The sequence below is a fragment of the Pseudothermotoga thermarum DSM 5069 genome, assembly GCF_000217815.1.
Classification (GTDB): Bacteria; Thermotogota; Thermotogae; order Thermotogales; family DSM-5069; genus Pseudothermotoga; species Pseudothermotoga thermarum.
This window is the reverse complement of the sequence record NC_015707.1, coordinates 964,639-980,516: the sequence shown is the minus strand read 5'-3', so window position 1 is coordinate 980,516 and position 15,878 is coordinate 964,639. Positions and strand designations below refer to the sequence as shown.

18 protein-coding genes are annotated in these 15,878 nt (G+C 40.2%); 5 read left to right on the top strand and 13 right to left on the bottom strand.

All coding sequences use genetic code 11. The features are described 5' to 3' along the window. Nucleotides 1-53: 53 nt before the first annotated feature. The gene (locus tag THETH_RS05075) at nucleotides 54-1,022 is read left to right on the top strand and encodes a TRAP transporter substrate-binding protein (protein ID WP_013932305.1); all 969 of its coding nucleotides are present in this window, start codon (nucleotides 54-56) and stop codon (nucleotides 1,020-1,022) included. 145 nt (nucleotides 1,023-1,167) lie between these two features. Then, nucleotides 1,168-1,590 carry an SIS domain-containing protein gene (locus THETH_RS05070; RefSeq protein WP_052295964.1) on the top strand — a complete coding sequence of 141 codons (423 nt, stop codon included), beginning with the start codon at nucleotides 1,168-1,170 and terminating at the stop codon, nucleotides 1,588-1,590. 78 nt (nucleotides 1,591-1,668) lie between these two features. Here THETH_RS05070 and THETH_RS05065 read toward each other — a convergent pair whose 3' ends face one another. From THETH_RS05065 to THETH_RS05035, 10 genes are all read right to left on the bottom strand, one after another. Further along, nucleotides 1,669-2,058 carry a hypothetical protein gene (locus THETH_RS05065; RefSeq protein ID WP_013932303.1) on the bottom strand — a complete coding sequence of 130 codons (390 nt, stop codon included), beginning with the start codon at nucleotides 2,056-2,058 and terminating at the stop codon, nucleotides 1,669-1,671. A 16-nt stretch (nucleotides 2,059-2,074) separates the two neighbouring features. After that, entirely contained in the window at nucleotides 2,075-2,230 is a 156-nt protein-coding gene (locus THETH_RS10675) for a hypothetical protein (protein WP_013932302.1), read from the bottom strand. Nucleotides 2,231-2,348: 118 nt separating this feature from the next. Beyond that, nucleotides 2,349-3,869 carry a gluconokinase gene (locus THETH_RS05060; protein ID WP_013932301.1) on the bottom strand — a complete coding sequence of 507 codons (1,521 nt, stop codon included), beginning with the start codon at nucleotides 3,867-3,869 and terminating at the stop codon, nucleotides 2,349-2,351. Nucleotides 3,870-3,934: 65 nt separating this feature from the next. Further along, the gene (locus tag THETH_RS05055; RefSeq protein WP_013932300.1) at nucleotides 3,935-4,696 is read right to left on the bottom strand and encodes an SDR family NAD(P)-dependent oxidoreductase; all 762 of its coding nucleotides are present in this window, start codon (nucleotides 4,694-4,696) and stop codon (nucleotides 3,935-3,937) included. An 18-nt stretch (nucleotides 4,697-4,714) separates the two neighbouring features. Continuing rightward, a complete protein-coding gene (locus THETH_RS10980) occupies nucleotides 4,715-5,050 on the bottom strand; it encodes a TRAP transporter large permease subunit (protein WP_281012901.1) in 336 nt (111 codons plus the stop codon). Beyond that, nucleotides 5,004-6,005, bottom strand: a complete 1,002-nt coding sequence (locus THETH_RS05050) for a TRAP transporter large permease (RefSeq protein ID WP_281012899.1) — start codon at nucleotides 6,003-6,005, stop codon at nucleotides 5,004-5,006. The genes THETH_RS10980 and THETH_RS05050 overlap by 47 nt, the downstream gene beginning before the upstream one ends. Continuing rightward, nucleotides 5,999-6,289 (bottom strand): TRAP transporter small permease, encoded by a 291-nt coding sequence (locus THETH_RS05045; RefSeq protein ID WP_407635682.1) that lies wholly within the window; start codon nucleotides 6,287-6,289, stop codon nucleotides 5,999-6,001. Before THETH_RS05045 ends, THETH_RS05050 begins: the two co-directional genes overlap by 7 nt. Nucleotide 6,290: 1 nt before the next feature. Beyond that, entirely contained in the window at nucleotides 6,291-6,485 is a 195-nt protein-coding gene (locus tag THETH_RS11065) for a hypothetical protein (RefSeq protein ID WP_407635681.1), read from the bottom strand. An 80-nt stretch (nucleotides 6,486-6,565) separates the two neighbouring features. After that, nucleotides 6,566-7,573, bottom strand: coding sequence for a C4-dicarboxylate TRAP transporter substrate-binding protein (locus tag THETH_RS05040; protein WP_013932299.1), 1,008 nt, complete (start codon nucleotides 7,571-7,573; stop codon nucleotides 6,566-6,568). A gap of 34 nt (nucleotides 7,574-7,607) precedes the next feature. Next, nucleotides 7,608-8,483, bottom strand: coding sequence for a phosphoglycerate dehydrogenase (locus tag THETH_RS05035; RefSeq protein WP_245530565.1), 876 nt, complete (start codon nucleotides 8,481-8,483; stop codon nucleotides 7,608-7,610). A gap of 436 nt (nucleotides 8,484-8,919) precedes the next feature. On the opposite strand from THETH_RS05035, the gene THETH_RS05030 reads away from it, so the two are divergent. The 3 genes from THETH_RS05030 to THETH_RS05020 are packed head-to-tail and all read left to right on the top strand — an operon-like array spanning nucleotide 8,920 to nucleotide 12,774. Further along, nucleotides 8,920-10,704 (top strand): alpha/beta hydrolase family protein, encoded by a 1,785-nt coding sequence (locus tag THETH_RS05030; protein ID WP_013932297.1) that lies wholly within the window; start codon nucleotides 8,920-8,922, stop codon nucleotides 10,702-10,704. A gap of 13 nt (nucleotides 10,705-10,717) precedes the next feature. Continuing rightward, on the top strand, nucleotides 10,718-12,217 hold the full coding sequence (gene glpK / locus THETH_RS05025; protein ID WP_041446586.1) for a glycerol kinase GlpK: 1,500 nt from the start codon (nucleotides 10,718-10,720) through the stop codon (nucleotides 12,215-12,217). Then, nucleotides 12,214-12,774 carry a glycerol-3-phosphate responsive antiterminator gene (locus tag THETH_RS05020; protein ID WP_013932295.1) on the top strand — a complete coding sequence of 187 codons (561 nt, stop codon included), beginning with the start codon at nucleotides 12,214-12,216 and terminating at the stop codon, nucleotides 12,772-12,774. Before glpK ends, THETH_RS05020 begins: the two co-directional genes overlap by 4 nt. On the opposite strand, the gene THETH_RS05015 is transcribed toward THETH_RS05020, so the two are convergent. From THETH_RS05015 to THETH_RS05005, 3 genes are read right to left on the bottom strand one after another with little or no spacing between them, the layout of a single operon-like run. After that, on the bottom strand, nucleotides 12,751-13,122 hold the full coding sequence (locus THETH_RS05015) for a DUF1667 domain-containing protein (protein WP_013932294.1): 372 nt from the start codon (nucleotides 13,120-13,122) through the stop codon (nucleotides 12,751-12,753). The two genes, THETH_RS05020 and THETH_RS05015, sit on opposite strands and share 24 nt — an antisense overlap. Before the next feature lie 4 nt (nucleotides 13,123-13,126). Beyond that, nucleotides 13,127-14,338 (bottom strand): NAD(P)/FAD-dependent oxidoreductase, encoded by a 1,212-nt coding sequence (locus THETH_RS05010; protein WP_013932293.1) that lies wholly within the window; start codon nucleotides 14,336-14,338, stop codon nucleotides 13,127-13,129. After that, nucleotides 14,335-15,774, bottom strand: a complete 1,440-nt coding sequence (locus tag THETH_RS05005) for an NAD(P)/FAD-dependent oxidoreductase (RefSeq protein WP_013932292.1) — start codon at nucleotides 15,772-15,774, stop codon at nucleotides 14,335-14,337. Before THETH_RS05005 ends, THETH_RS05010 begins: the two co-directional genes overlap by 4 nt. Between the last annotated feature and the right edge of the window lie 104 nt (nucleotides 15,775-15,878).

The window sequence follows — 15,878 nt, the reverse complement described above, 5'->3', positions numbered from 1 at the left end:
AGTATCCAAAATGAAAGTGTGAGCAACTTATTTTAATACAAGGGGGGATATTTGTGAGAAAACTGTTGGTTATCTTGGCACTCTATATCCTGATAGTTGCTACCGTAATTGGTCAACAAATCGTTCTTAAAGCTGTCTCGCCGTTTCAGAAAGGACATATTTTGGTTGAGGCCGCTGAAAAATTCAAAGAGTTGATTGAAACAAGAACTTCTGGAAGGATCACTGTGGAGATCTCAGCAGGCCAAGTTTCCGAAGAAGAAGCAAACAATTTGTGTGCCTCAGGAGCTGCAGATCTGCAATTCACTGGTGGTCGTCCAGTCGAGGTCTTTGCCCCGGAGTACTTTTTTGTAAACGCGCCTTTCGTCATAAAAGACTATGAACATTTCTTGAGGGTTTGGAACGGACCCATAGGAGAAAAAGCAAAATCTTTGATTGCAGAGAAAGGCAATATGATTTGCCTTGGAACAGTTTACCGCGGTTATAGGCAATTCACATCCAACAAACCAATAACATCATTGCAAGATCTACAAGGTCTGAAACTGAGATTGCCAGTTGTACCAACATGGGTGAAGATCTGGGAAGCTCTTGGTACCACACCTGTGACAGTTCCGTTGACCGACCTGTACAATGCCTTGAAGGAAAAAAGAGCAGAAGCTTCTGAAGGTGATTTAACACAAATTGAGTCTTTCAAGCTTTACGAAGTTCAATCTTATCTGACTTTGACAAACCACCTTTGTGGTGTCGGTTGGGTTATGATGTACAAGCCGACTTTTGATAAGCTTTCAAAAGATGATCAAAAATTGGTGGTTGATCTGATGACCGAGGCATGCAACTGGGCTACACAAAGATTGAAAGAAAACGAAAGCAATATAATCGAAAGACTTAAAGCCAAAGGAATGAAAGTATTAACTCTTGATGAAACCGTTGCACAACAGTTAAGAGAGAAAGCAAAACCTGCTGTTGAAGAATTGTTCAAAACAGCTTGGCCAGTTACAACGTGGGACGAGGTGCTGAAACAATAGCAAAAGTGAGGCTGCCCACGGCAGCCTCTTTAATTTCTTTGTGAAACGTTTGCTTTGATTGTCGTTGAAACAACCCGCGAAATCAGAGCAAACATGTGAAAAAAGAAACAAATTATGTATAATGGTCATAGTGGGCGTGACGAAAATGGACGTTCTACAAAACATAAGAAACAAGTACAACTCATTTACCGAAACTGAAAGAAGGATAGCCGATATAGTCCTTCAAAATCCACAGAGGATTCTTGAATCCTCCATAAGTGATTTGACAAAGATGACAGGTGCAAAAAGTGAAGCTATGGTTACTTTACTCGCCATATCCAAACCGGCTGATCTGGTCTCTGCGATATCTCACACTGGAGAGTCAAAAGGTATCGTTGAGGTTGCAAGAAAGACAAAACAACTAAAGATTCCAGTTGTGACGATAACTGGCAACGATAAATCAAGTCTTGCGAAACTGTCAACAGTAGTGCTCAGAACAAATACCAAAGAAACCAAGATTCGAACCGATGCCATGACCTTTCGGATAGTTCAACTGGCTATTCTGAAAGCCATCTATACAATTGTCTGACATAAGATCCGCAAGCCATTGAGAATCCAAAAAACAAAACTTGCGGTGTCGAAGTTGAAGTATTGATGCCCTAAGGTTTTAAGGAAGCCATTCTGGCAACTGCGGGTACATCTTAACTTCCGTTGAACCATTGGTTTCCTCGACAAAGACGGTGAAGAAATAAGCTTTGTCATTAACATTGTTGATTGTAATCATAGGTAAATTGCAGCTTGTTTGAGTTGATTCTTGATCAAACTCGCAAACCATGTTTACAATGAAAACCCTGTCAACGAAATTTGGTTTGCCAGATATGATCAAAGGAAGGAATTTCAGATTCTCAAACTCCGTCACAGAAAGCACTTCAATGTTGGTTGCGGTAGATGGGGAAAGAAAATTAATTGCGAAGATCCCACTTATGTCAAGAACTGCTTCTTTAACATCATCATTTTCTGCATCTTCATCTCGAACATAAACAATTTGCCTGAGCATCTCAAAAGCTTCATCCTCAGTCTGAGGCGGAGATTGGAGTAATTCCCATCACTTTGTCAATCAAATCTTGGGCAAGCTCCATGGGAGTTTTACCGTTGGAAACAGGCGGTGTAGTACACGAAACAAGAATCAGCATCGTTACCGCACCGAGAAAGAACGCGACCCACTTCATCCGTATCCCTCCCCGATGGTGTTAACCTATTATAACTCCAGAAAATGCAATGTGTCAAACACATTATGATGAATGAAACTAATGATCAGTAAAGTTTATAATAGAAGAGCAAAATCATTTAGGGAAGGATTCCCTGCTGAAAGTGACTTATGAAAATAAAATCTTCTTGCAGTTTAGTGTATATATCCTTGTAGATTTCATAAAGCTTGGAATAAATCTTTTGGTTCTCTTCGATTGGCTTAAAACTTTCAACGATGTTAACCGTTTTCGAAAGAATTTCATCGTAATTTTTTATGACACCTACTCCTTTCATAGCCATTATTGCTGCTCCAAAAGAGGAAGCTTCCTCAACGTTTGTACGATGAATACTTGTTCCTAACACATCAGCACAAATCTGTGCCCAAAGGTTTGATTTCATCAATCCGCCGGTTGCTATGATTTTTTCTGGCTTACCTGCCACATCGCAAAGAGCTTCGTATATACTTTTCATTCTGAAAGCAACACCCTCAACAATGGCTCTTGCAAGATGTCTTCTGTCATGATGAAGCGCCATTCCAAAAATTATACCTCTTGCGTTTGAGTTCCAGTAAGGCCCTCTTTCACCTGTCAAGAAAGGAAGAAAGATCAAACCTTCCGAACCTGCTGCAATCTCTAAAGCCCATTTTTCCATGAGTTTGTACGGATCAATCTTTTCATCTATCATATTGGCATAGAAATTCTTCACATACCAACTCATGACTATTCCAGCGTTGTTGATCGCAGAACCAGGCAACCAATTTTCTTCGTCAAGGATGTAACACCAGGTTCTTCTTTGAGAATCGATTATTGGTTTCTTCGAGATTTTTCTAACAGCACCACTTGTAGCAACCATGAAGGTCATTTTGCTTTCATCTAAGCAATTTGAACCGAGAGTGGAAAGAGCTCCGTCACCTGCTCCGATGATAACTGGAATTCCTTGTTTTAAGCCTGTTTCGTTGCTGCATTCTTTTGTGATATACCCAACGATTGTTGAAGGAGCAACCGTTTGGTTCACCTTGGATATATCAATTTTCAATTCATCAAAGATTGATTTTTCCCAGTTTTTTGTGTGAATGTTAAACAAACCAGTTCCAGAGGCAATTGAAATATCAACAGCCATCGTATTTGCCAAGTGCCAAAGTACGTATTCTTTAATACTAATTATTTTGTTTGATTTTTCAAGCAGATCTGGTCTTTCCAGTTTTAACCAAATGAGTTTTGCCAGTGGATACATCTCATGGTAAACACAACCTGTAAGAGGGTAAAGATGCCAGAAAGTTTCCTGATAGTTCTTCAAAATATGAGCTGCCCTTGTATCTGCCCAAATTATCAGATTTGTGAGTTTTTGCGTCTGTGCGTCAACCAAGAGTGTGCTGTGAAACATGCTGCTTAGACCAATGGCTTCAACTTGGTGAGTTTGATTTAGCCCATGCAAGCATTGCTTGATGGAATCAAAAACTGCGTTGATTATCTCATCGGGGTCCTGTTCAACCCAACCAGCTTTGGGTTGAATGACCCCGTAGTTTTGTCTTCCTAGAGAAATCAAGTTGCCTTCTTCGTCGAAAGCACAACATTTCGCGCCGGTTGTTCCTATGTCAAGTCCCAAGAATACAGAATTCACCTCATTCACCTCTACGACAACCTAAATCTACTAGATTTTTATAACCTTTCAAAACATGCTTCAAATTAAGCAGTTGTTGCACCACCATCAATCACAATATAACTGCCTGTCATGAAAGCAGCTTCGTCGCATGCAGCAAAAAGGATTGCAAAAGCTATTTCTTCTTCTTTTGCCAACCGTCCGACAGGTTGGCGAGCTATCATTTCTCTCAAAGTGGCTTCCGGATCAGGTGAAGCTTTAATTCTTTCAGCAAGACCTTGAGAATAAGTTGTTCCTGGGCAAACTGCGTTCACTCTGATGTTGTACTTGACGTAGTCAAGTGCCATTGATTTTGTTAAACCAAGCAAGGCCGCTTTTGAAACGCTATAAACACATCTATCAGCAATGCCTTTAAGCGCTGCAACTGATGATACATTTACGATTACTCCACCGCCTTGCTTTTTCATCTCCTGAACTGCATACTTAGAAAGCATAATAGGACCTTTCACGTTTATTGCCATAGTTTTCTCAAAAATTTCGTCAGTTACATCCTCAACTTTTCCAGCTGGAACAATTCCTGCGTTGTTGACAAGGATATCTAGACGTCCAAAATGTCTCACAGTTTCTTCTACTATTCTTTTTGCGTCAGCCGAATTTGATACATCTCCAAAGATGAAAACAGCATTTCCTCCATTTTGTTTTATCATTTCAACAGTTTCATTCCCTCTTTCTTCTGATATGTCATTAACTGCAACTTTCGCACCTCTTTCTGCAAACATAATCGCTGCTTTTCTTCCTATACCACTTCCAGCACCTGTTATCAAAACTACTTTTCCTGTGAAATTCATATTCTATAACCTCCTTTATTATTTAAAGAGTAGATTTGGTATGATCAAGGAAATCTGCGGGAAGAAAATTACAGCAAGAATAACAAGTATTGCTGCCACAAAGAAAGGACCAGAAGCCTTTGTGTACTCCTCAACACTTGCTCCCAGAATCGAACAACCGGCGTACATCGATGCACCAACGGGTGGTGTTTGATTGCCCATGGCGGCAGCAAGAATGAAAACAAGCCCAAAGTGAACTGGATCGATGCCTATTCGACGGGCTACTGGAAGGAAAACAGAAGTCGTCATAAGGATTAGTGCCGTGGCATCAATAAACAAGCCCGCAAAGATTAAGAACATTACGATTATAAGCATTAAGATCGTGGGATTTGAGCTTATACCAAGCATGAATATTTGCAAGCTTTTCAGGTATCCTTTCCCAAACCATTCCGTAGTCAAAAATTGCTGAAAGTGCTATTATCGCCATCACACTCCCAATATCACCAATGGTATCACTCATTGTCTTTGTTAAAAAGGTTTTCAAATCAAGCTCTCTGTGGATCAAAAAGCCCACTAGCAAACCATAAAGTACCGCAAATGATCCTACTTCCGAAGGAGTAAATATCCCCATCCCCATCCTAAGTCCAAAAATCAAAAGAACAGGGAAGACAAGTGACCACACGCTTTTTATGAAAGCTGAGCTAACTTCCGAAAACGAAGCTCTCTTTGGCCTTTCGGGTTTCAATCCTAATCGTCTTGCGGATATTGAAATAGCAATCATATACGAAACCATCAAAAGCAACCCAGGTAAAATACCAGCTGCAAACAATCTACCTATGGAAACTCCACCTATGGTGCCATAGAGTATATATGCAATTCCTGGAGGTATTATTGGCGTGATAAGCGATGTCCAAACATTAACAGCTACGGCAAAACCTTTTGGATATCCCCTTTTGAGCATTTCTGGCCCGAGCATTCTTGTTTCCATAGCTGCGTCAGCAATACTTGAACCAGAAACTCCTCCCATTAAAGTTGAAAGGACTGCCGAAACTTGACCAAGTCCTCCTCTCATGTGACCAGTCAAAGATGAAGCAAAATCAAGAAGTCTTTTCGTAACACCAGCGTAGTTCATCACATTTCCTGCAAGAATAAACATAGGAATGGCCAAGAGAGTAAAATTTTGGGTTTGAGAAAGAGCCCTTTGAATTGGTATGGTAATAGGAAGATTTGGATGCTGCAAAAACCACAAAAAACCCGATATTCCTATCGAAAACGCAACAGGCATTCCCATCAATAAAAAAGCGGCAAATGCTATAAGAACAATCAACATGACTTTTCAGCTCCCTTGTCTTCAGTATTTTTCAATTCGGCAATCATTTTGGTAATAGTTGTTCTTAAAAGCAAAGCCGCACCAATTGGAACACTCAAATTCACCCATGCATAGCTTACAGCTGGCATTCCAAGAAATCTTCTAAACCTAGAGGCATATGTGAGCTGAGATCCCCAGATTATTAGATAAACCAAGAAAGCTGAGATTATGAGATAGTTTATTGCTTTTATAACTTTTTGCGCTTTTTTTGGCAAGCGTTTAACAAAAAGATCAACAGACATCATCTTATTCTCTCCAAGCCACATCAAAGGCGAAAAAACATGCCCAAGCAAACATAAAAGTACTCATATCAACCGCCCAATTTATAGGATATTTCAGAAATCTTGCAACACCTGATGCGAAAACCAAAATGACCATTGAAAGAATTAAGATTTTTGCAGCATATTTCTCAAACAATAAGAGATAATCCTTTCTTTTCATTGACTCACCCCTTTTGAATTTAAAGGGACCCGACCTATTTGATCGGGCCCCGAAAGATAATTAGTACGGTATTTTCATATTTATTGCCCTTTGACTTCCTTCATCAGTTGATTTCTAGCATCCAAAAGGCCAAGTACTTTGTAACACTGTTCGGCGGCTTGCATGAAAGCTTGTTTATCAACATCTGTGATTATTTGCATTCCCTTTGAAATTACCTGTTGCTTGTAATAAGCATCAAGTTCTTTCATGATTTTCAAAGAGGTCTCAATTCCAGCTTTGTCGCATTCTTCCACGAGTATCTTTTGATATTCGGGCGGCAGACTGTTGAACCATTTTGCGCTGACAACTTCGAAGTTTATCAAGAGAATGTGACCAGTTTCCGAACCATATTTGAGCACTTCGTAAAGTTTTCCACTATATATGTTTTCGTAAACTAGTTCAGCACCGTCAACGGCTTTCGTTTGAATACCAGTGTAAATCTCTCCAAACGCCATAGCCACTGGTTGTGCTCCAAGAGCTCTTATAGATTCCTGCCAAACCGGCGCTGGTGGGGTTCTCACTCTCAAGCCTTTCAAATCTTCAGGTCTTCTAATTGGTTTGTTGGTGAAGAAGTGTCTGTAACCTTGAACCCACATGAAAGAAAGTACTTTGAAACCATACTTTTGTTCAAGTTCAGTTAACCATTTTTGCATCGTTGGGGAATTCTTGATCTTCTGCAAGACTTCCATAACTTCTTCTGGGGTTTTTGCACCCATGAAATCAATGAAGTAAGCAGCGTTCATGACTGCAATTTCTCTGACATACATCCCCATTCGCGCAGAGTCGGTGTTCTGACCAATGTTGGCACCAGCACGAATTTGCTCAAGAATGTCCTCCTCCACACCAAGCTGAGCACTGTGATAAACTTCAATCTTCAAGTCCCCGTTTGTTCTCTCCTCAACAGCTTTTGCCCACTTCAAAAACCCTTCATGATAAGGCGATGTCGGCGACAAAACATGGTTGAACTTGAGCACGTATCTTGGCGCTCCAAGAAGAATTGAGGTGATCAACAAAATTAACCCAAGAACTACAAACCCGCGAACTTTCATCGCTCCACACCTCCTTAATAAGATATTGTAAAACTTAAACAACCCTGTTTTCAGGGTCCTCACCTTTGAAAGTCTGAACAATGCTCTTTGCAGCTGCCATACCCATTTTTAAATTTGCCTCAACAGTGTAAGCGCCAAGATGCGGTGTCAAAACAACATTTTCAAGTTCTAACAAAGGATTACCAATAGGTGGTTCCTTGGAATAAACATCGAGCCCTGCAGCCCAAATTCGATTACTCTTAAGCGCTTCATAAAGCGCTTCTTCATCTACTATTTCTCCACGGGAAGTATTTATAAAAATGGCTGTCCTTTTCATAAATTCGAATTCATTCCTCCCAATTAATCCTCTTGTTTCATCAGTCAAAGGAACATGAACTGTTATAATATCTGCTTCTTTAAGAAGTTGTTCCAATGAAACATATGTTATTCCAATTTCCTTGGCCGCCTTTTCGTTTGGAAATTTATCATAGGCAAGTATTTTCATGTTAAAACCTCTCGCTCTTCTTGCTACAGCCAAACCAATTTGACCTGTTCCAATTATTCCAATTGTTTTTCCATAAATCTCGTATCCTACAAGTCTATCCCATCTTCCTTGTCTTGTCACCCGGTCTGCTTTGGGAATTTGTCTTGCGGCTGCCAGTATAAGTGCCCAAGTCAAATCAGCTACAGATTCGCTGTTGGACCCAGGAGCGTTGGTAACGATCACCCCACGCTCCTTTACTGCAACTAAATCTATGTTGTCAACACCAACGCCGTGTTTTGCAATAATTTTGAGATCTGGTAATGATTCTATAACTTTTCTCGTTATTGGATCAACTCCTACTATTATGCCATGAACTGGAAGAACCTTGGAAAGTTCAGCAATTAATTCTTCTTCCTTCAAAGGTCTGCCAACTGGATTCCAAATCAACTCAATGCCATTTTTTTCAAGATATTCCTTTGGGCTCTTTGCTGTATTTTGAGAAAGACAAAGCAGCTACGAAAACTCTTTTGCTTAACAAATTCAAGCACTCCTTTTCAAAAGAGTTTTTTATATATTAACTTTTATGAGCTATGTTTCTAAAAAAATTTTATCATGAAGATATCATGACTTTGGTGCATAACAAAGTTACGAACGAGTAACATTCAACTAAATAAGAATTTATAAACCCAAACGTGGGTTAATGCCACTTTAATCAAATAAAGTACTTAACTAGCTTGTAATATCGTTTGACAGAGGCATAAAATGTGATAAAATTTAACTAGCAAAAGTGAAGTTCATTTGTATGGCGGAGAATTGGAGAAAGCCATACCTAAAATTAGGTATGGCTTTTATTTTTGAAAAATATCAGTGGGGGGTGTTTAGTGTGAAAAAGTCAGTAGCGTGGGTTCTCTTCTCTGTGGTAGTTGTTTTCATTGGTTCATTGATCGCTTTCTTAGTCCAAACAGATTTTGGAAAAGTACAGGTCAAAGAGGTTAGGTTCATCAGTTCAGATGGTAAGGTTCTGTCGGCGTATTTGTTCTTGCCCAAGGGTGTATCTGCTGAAAAACCTGCTCCAGCTGTTTTGACAATGCACGGTTATATTAATTCTCGAGAGACTCAAAGTGGATTCAACATTGAATTTGCACGCCGTGGATATGTAGTTCTTGCGATGGATATGGCTGGACATGGTTATTCAGAACAAATCAAGGGTGGAATAGCCAACCCCACCCGTGGCGCAGAAGATGGCCTTTTGTATTTAGCAAGTCTACCATTTGTGGATAAGCAAAACATAGCAGTGGAAGGCCACTCAATGGGTGGTTGGTCGGTATTAACGGCTGCAGGCAGACACCCAGATTTGGTAAAGACAGTTATTCTTATGGGTTCATCGTCTGAAACATTTGGCGCACCAAAAGTAACTATTGATTCTGGGTTTAACTTTGCTGTGATTTTCAGCAAATATGATGAGTTTAGCAAACTGATGTGGGGCGTGGATATACCATCTGACATAGTCAAAACTGCAAAGTTGAAGACTGCATTTGGAACGACAGAGGATGTGGTACCTGGTAAACTTTATGGCTCCTTTGAGAACGAGACAGCAAGAAAGTTGTACATTCCAAACTGCACACATCCCGGAGACCATTTGTCAACGGAGGCCATAGGATATGCGATAGAATTTCTGCAAGATTCTATAAAACCACCTAAGTTCATTGATCCCAAAAACCAAATATGGCCATGGAAAGAATTTGGAACATTACTCGGTTTGATTGGTGGTATTATGTTTCTTATAAGTTATGGTGCAGCTTTGCTTGATACAAATTACTTTAAATCTCTTCACGGAAAAGCATTTGTTTTAGAGCCCAAGAACAAAGCTATTGCAACAATTGTTTGGTGGATAGGATTTGCGCTGGTTACTGGAATACCAGCTTTGATATTCTTTAGATTCCAAAAGAACGTCAAAGCAAGTGCATTCTGGCCCCAAAGTCTAACAGTTGGATTCGCTAAGTGGGCAACGCTCAACGCTTTGATTGCCGTTGGCTTGTTCATAGTTTGGCACTTTGCCTACCATCGTAGAATGGGAGCAAACATGATCAGTTATGGTCTTTCAACAAGCACTGAGAAAAAGTCTTTCAGCCTTAAGCAATTGTGGAAAGCCTTTGCACTTGCCGTTTGCACAGTTTTTGCTACACACATAGTTTTGTCGATCGTTCAATGGGCACTCAAAGTGGATTTCAGATGGTGGGTTATTGCACTTAAGCCGATGGATTTTGCAAGGTTCTGGATCTTTATAAAATTCTTGCCACCATTTGCGTTGTTTACATTTGTAAATGCGTTGGTGCTAAATGGACAGTTGAAAGCAAAGATCTTAAGATCCGAAGTATCTACAACTGCTCTTTGGATGGTTAGCTCAGCAGCCGCAAATTGTTTAGGTATTGCAATATTGGTTGCCCTGCAGGTGGGAAAACTGTACACAACTCAGACTTTGTTCTTCCCAACGGAATCTCTTCTTGGTATTGTTGCATACCAATTTGTCTTCCTAACAGCTGTAGCAGGAGCAATATCTGCTTTCTTCTATCGAAGAACTGGTAGTATATACGTTGGAGCCTTTACAAATGCACTGTTTGTGACTTGGTACATTGTTGCTGGCCAAGCCATCCAATTTGCTGCATAAGAGGTGATTAGTGGTGGCTGAAAAGTATGTTCTTGCATTGGATCAGGGTACAACAAGTTCAAGAGCGATTATCTTCGATAAAAACGGTTCTGTGGTTTCGGTAGCAAACCAGGAATTTCCACAGATTTATCCAAAGCCAGGTTGGGTTGAACACGATCCAATAGACATCCTTGAATCTCAAATAAGCGTTGCCAAGAAGGCAATGAGACAAGCAGATATAGAGGCAGATCAAATTGTTGCAATTGGGATTACAAACCAGCGCGAAACAACGATTGTTTGGGATAAGAAAACAGGCAAACCAATTCACAATGCCATAGTTTGGCAATGCAGAAGAACAGCAGATATATGTGAAAAACTTAAGCAAAGTGAGTGGGGCGAGAAGATCAAAAAGAAAACAGGCTTGGTCGTGGACGCATACTTTTCGGCCACCAAGCTGAAATGGATTCTCGACAACGTACCTGGTGCAAGAGAAAAGGCAAAGGCAGGAGAATTGCTCTTTGGAACGGTGGATAGTTGGTTGATTTGGAATCTAACCGGTGGGAAAATTCACGTTACTGATTTTTCAAACGCATCAAGAACTATGTTATTCAATATTCACAATTTGAAGTGGGATGAAGAACTGTTAGAACTTCTTGAAATACCTCGTCAAATGCTGCCAGAGGTTCTCCCTTCTTCATATATTTATGGTTATACTGTAAAGGAAATTTTTGGCGTTCAGATACCAATTGGTTCAGACGCAGGTGATCAGCAGGCAGCGCTGTTTGGACAACTTTGTTGTGAACCTGGGATGGTTAAGAATACTTATGGTACAGGATGTTTCTTGCTCATGAACACTGGTAAGACCGCGGTTAGCTCTGAATCAGGTTTGTTGACAACAATTGCCTGGAGTCTTGATGGTAAAGAAGTTTGCTATGCTCTGGAAGGAAGTGTATTCATCGCAGGAGCAGCTATACAATGGTTAAGAGATGGGCTAAGAATTATTGCAAAAGCTTCGGATACTGAATATATGGCAAATTCTGTAGCAGATTCAGGTGGGATTTATTTTGTTCCAGCCTTTGTGGGTCTTGGTGCACCTTATTGGGATATGTTTGCAAGAGGAACGATTGTTGGAATCACAAGAGGTATAACACGAGAACACATAGTTAGAGCAACACTCGAGTCAATAGCTTATCAAACTAGAGATGTCCTTGAAGCAATGGAAAAAGATTCAAAAATGAAGATTAACACTTTAAGAGTTGATGGTGGCGCTTCGGTCAACAACTTTTTGATGCAATTTCAAGCTGATATACTTGGAATTCCTGTGGAAAGACCTAAAGTAAATGAAACCACAGCCCTTGGTGCAGCATATTTGGCTGGGCTAGCAGTTGGTTTTTGGGAAAATATGGATCAAATAAAGCAACAATGGCAACTTGATAAAAAATTTGAACCAACCTTGCCAGAGAAGGAAAGAGAAAGACTTTACGCTGGCTGGAAGAAAGCTGTCTCAAGAGCCATGAGGTGGGCTGAAGAATGATGAAGCAATACTTTTCATACCCTATAGTACCTGCGGTAAGGGAGAATACAAATATACAAAAGGTACTTGAGAGTAAAGCAAATTCGGTGTTCCTATTAACCGGTGATATAACGGAGTTAAAGAAGATCATAGAAATATTCCACCGCGCTTCAAAATATGTGTTTGTTCACCTTGATCTGATTAAAGGGCTTGGAAAGGATGAGGCTGCTGTAAAGTACTTACGGATGGAGGCAAAAGCCGATGGTTTGATAACCACCAAAGGAAATTTGATAGATGTAGCTAAAAAACTTGATTTAATACCGATCCAAAGAATTTTTCTTTTGGATTCTCAATCTATTGAGACAGGAGTTGCACAGGTTAAAACGCATCAACCAGAATACATAGAAGTGTTACCAGGATTGTTGCCAGAGGTTATAAAGTTAATAAAGGAGCAAGTTAAAATTCCCATCATAACGGGCGGCCTTGTAAAGACACTCAATCAAGTCAAACAAGCATTAAACGCTGGGGCTTTGGCTGTTTCAACGAGCGAAGAATCACTTTGGAACATCTCTTTTTGAAACGCTTCTGGTTGCGATTATATCAACGTTAGTGTTCATGAAATTCTTCAACACAACATCCCCGACCTTCACGGGGGCGTTTATTTTTATCTTCTTTAAAATTTCCATAAGTTGTGGAATATATTTTTTTGAAATAGGTTTGGATGTTTTTACCGAAACAAGTTCATATTCTCCATCGATAACTCTTACGCTCGTTGGAATGATTCTCTTGGGATCCGCAAGTTCATCTTTCAAGTAATCCAGTCCTCTGGGACATTTGTTACCCTCTATTTTTGTTAACTTACCATCGACAAGTTCAAACTTTATTTTGCAACCAACTGGACATTGAACACAAACAATTCTATTCATCTTTCTAAACCTCCTTTAGCGATACTTCAAGTTGCTCAAAATTTTCAAGTTTATTCCTTGGTATTCTTACTCTGAGCATCTCACTTGGAACAAGATCTTCGAATACTTTCTCAAAGTTTCCAATTGCTAGGATCGCTTTTTCAAGTGGTCTTTTACTTCTCACATAAAGAACTAAGTCTTCAACAGGGACATAACGACTCGGAAAGATTATTCCCACGTTTTCCCCAGCTTTGATTGGAATTGACTTTTCGAACTTTTCACCTTTGATGTACCGAGCAGCGTACTTACCTGCTTTTTCGCCCTCAAGGGTAACGTAATCAACAAGATCGTATATGACTGTGCAATTTCCGGCGGCAAAAATCCATTCATTACTACTTTGTCCAAGGTTTGAACACGCAACACCTTTTGATATGGGGTCCAATTCGACTAAACCATTCAAAAGTTCAACTTGAGGTATTAATCCTACAGACAAAACAAGTGTGTCCACTTTGAAAATCGTCTCAGTACCCGGTATTGGATTGAAGTTTTGATCAACTTTTGCAACCACAACCTCTTCGAGCCTTTCTTTGCCTTTTACTTCAACAACAGTACTTGAAAGATAAAGCGGGATGTTGAAATCTTCAAGGCATTGGATGACGTTTCTCAAAAGTCCCCCTGGATAAGGTAATCTTTCCACAACTCCAACTACTTCGATTCCCTCAAGTGTTAGGCGTCTTGCCATAATCATGCCTATGTCTCCAGAGCCAAGAATTAAGGCGCGCTTACCTATCAAACGATTTTCAATGTTCATGTACCTTTGAGCAACTCCCGCCGTGAAAATTCCAGAGGGTCTATCACCTGGAATCATCAGCGAACCGAACGGCCTTTCCCTTGCTCCTGCTGTATAGATCAATGCTTTTGTTTCAATTTCAAAGACCCCTTTTGGCGAAACCAAAATCGCTCGTTTATCTGGAAAAATTTTGTGAACATGACAATCAACGAGAACATCTATATCATAATCTTCAAGAAGCTTGGCAAATCTTTCGGCGTATTCTGGACCTGTAAGCTCTTCCTTGAAATAATGTAAACCAAAACCGTTGTGAATACATTGGTTAAGTATCCCGCCAGTTCTTTCATCTCTGTCGACCAACATTACTTTCATTCCAGATTTTGCCGCACTTAAAGCAGCAGCCATTCCAGCAGCACCTGCACCTACAACAAGAACATCGGTTTTCATTCTCTAACCCTCCCATCAACGATCCAACTGCCAGGAGATTTTAAAACGATTTGTGACATATCCACACCAAGTTCACGTTGGAGGATTTTCATTATCCTGATGCTACAAAATCCACCTTGACATCTTCCAAACATTGCTCTTGTTCTAAATTTGATCCCATCCAAAGTTCTTGCTCCTCGCCTTATAGCTTCAATGATTTCTGCTTCCGTGACTTCGTTGCAAAAACACACTAGCCTTCCAGCCGCCGGATTTTCTTGGACAATCCGTTGCCATTCCTCTAGCGGCAACTCGACCATTTTCTTTATTGCTTTTCTGTATGGATTGAAGTCTTTCTTCCTCTCCAACTTAAACGCAAGTTGCCCTTGAGTAACGTCTTCGACTATGTATTTTGCTATTGCTGGTGCGGCTGTTAATCCGGGAGATCTCATCGCCATGGCATTTATAAAATTTGCAACGACTTTACTTGGACCTAGGAAGAAATCTTTTTGGGGACTTTCAGGTCTTAAACCAGCAAAAGTTTTGACAACGAATGAATAATCTATATTCGGCACTAACTTCTTGACGAAATCCTTTATTTGTCGCAAACCTGAGGAGGTAGTTCCAAGATTTTGTTTCATATCCTCCGGCAAATCTTCAGCAGTTGGTCCTAGAAGTAATCCTCCGTCCACGGTTGGTAAGATCAGTATGCCCTTTGAAATTGATGAGGGAGTTGGAAAGATAACTGAATTAACAATTTTACCGAGTTTTTTGTCCATCAATATGTACTCACCACGGCGTGGGTAAAGCGGCACATATTCAGCTCCTGCGAGTTTTGCAATCTCATCTGCAAATAGACCAGCCGCGTTTACAACAAGATCAGCATCGTAAGAGTTCTTGTCGGTTATAACTTTTTTTATCCGTGTTCCATGGAATTCAAAGCCAACAACTTTTTCTCCAAGTATCAATTTCAAACCATTGGAGATGGCATTTTCAACTGCTGCGACGGCAACATTCCATGGCTCTGTGATACCTGCAGTTGGTGCCCATAGACCAGCTAACACCTGGGGATTTAAATTTGGTTCCCTTTTGAGAACCTCATTTCGATCATGAATTTCTAATCCTGGTACATTGTTTGTTTTACCTTGATTTAAAAGCTTTTCAAGCACTTTGAATTCTTGTTCATCGAATGCCACAACATACGAGCCTATTCTCTTAACTTCTATATCGAGCTCTTTGGCAAGCTGATCGTACATCGCATTTCCTTTTGAACAAAACCTTGCGCGAGTTGTTCCAGGGGGATCATCATATCCAGCATGTAATATGGCTGAGTTCGCCTTTGTTACACCCCAGCCAACGTCGAGATTTTTCTCAATCAAAGTAACTTCAACGTCGTATTTGCAAAATTCCCTTGCTATTAAGCTGCCCACAACGCCAGCACCTATGACAACAACTTTCATTGAATCAACCTCCAAAGAAAAAAGCCACACCCCAAACGGGATGTGGCTTTCTCCAAATCTCAACCACATTTTAATTTTATCAGATTTGTTTTTGAAAATCAAGC

What these genes read in the sequence shown, in the direction of transcription:
- THETH_RS05070 (WP_052295964.1), top strand. Translation starts at nt 1,168, where the DNA reads ATGGACGTTCTACAAAACATAAGAAACAAGTACAACTCATTTACCGAA.
- THETH_RS05065 (WP_013932303.1), bottom strand. Translation starts at nt 2,058, where the DNA reads ATGCTCAGGCAAATTGTTTATGTTCGAGATGAAGATGCAGAAAATGAT.
- THETH_RS10675 (WP_013932302.1), bottom strand. Translation starts at nt 2,230, where the DNA reads ATGAAGTGGGTCGCGTTCTTTCTCGGTGCGGTAACGATGCTGATTCTT.
- THETH_RS05055 (WP_013932300.1), bottom strand. Translation starts at nt 4,696, where the DNA reads ATGAATTTCACAGGAAAAGTAGTTTTGATAACAGGTGCTGGAAGTGGT.
- THETH_RS10980 (WP_281012901.1), bottom strand. Translation starts at nt 5,050, where the DNA reads ATGCTTATAATCGTAATGTTCTTAATCTTTGCGGGCTTGTTTATTGAT.
- THETH_RS05050 (WP_281012899.1), bottom strand. Translation starts at nt 6,005, where the DNA reads ATGTTGATTGTTCTTATAGCATTTGCCGCTTTTTTATTGATGGGAATG.
- THETH_RS05045 (WP_407635682.1), bottom strand. Translation starts at nt 6,289, where the DNA reads ATGATGTCTGTTGATCTTTTTGTTAAACGCTTGCCAAAAAAAGCGCAA.
- THETH_RS11065 (WP_407635681.1), bottom strand. Translation starts at nt 6,485, where the DNA reads ATGAAAAGAAAGGATTATCTCTTATTGTTTGAGAAATATGCTGCAAAA.
- THETH_RS05040 (WP_013932299.1), bottom strand. Translation starts at nt 7,573, where the DNA reads ATGAAAGTTCGCGGGTTTGTAGTTCTTGGGTTAATTTTGTTGATCACC.
- THETH_RS05020 (WP_013932295.1), top strand. Translation starts at nt 12,214, where the DNA reads ATGATGAAGCAATACTTTTCATACCCTATAGTACCTGCGGTAAGGGAG.
- THETH_RS05015 (WP_013932294.1), bottom strand. Translation starts at nt 13,122, where the DNA reads ATGAATAGAATTGTTTGTGTTCAATGTCCAGTTGGTTGCAAAATAAAG.
- THETH_RS05010 (WP_013932293.1), bottom strand. Translation starts at nt 14,338, where the DNA reads ATGAAAACCGATGTTCTTGTTGTAGGTGCAGGTGCTGCTGGAATGGCT.
- THETH_RS05005 (WP_013932292.1), bottom strand. Translation starts at nt 15,774, where the DNA reads ATGAAAGTTGTTGTCATAGGTGCTGGCGTTGTGGGCAGCTTAATAGCA.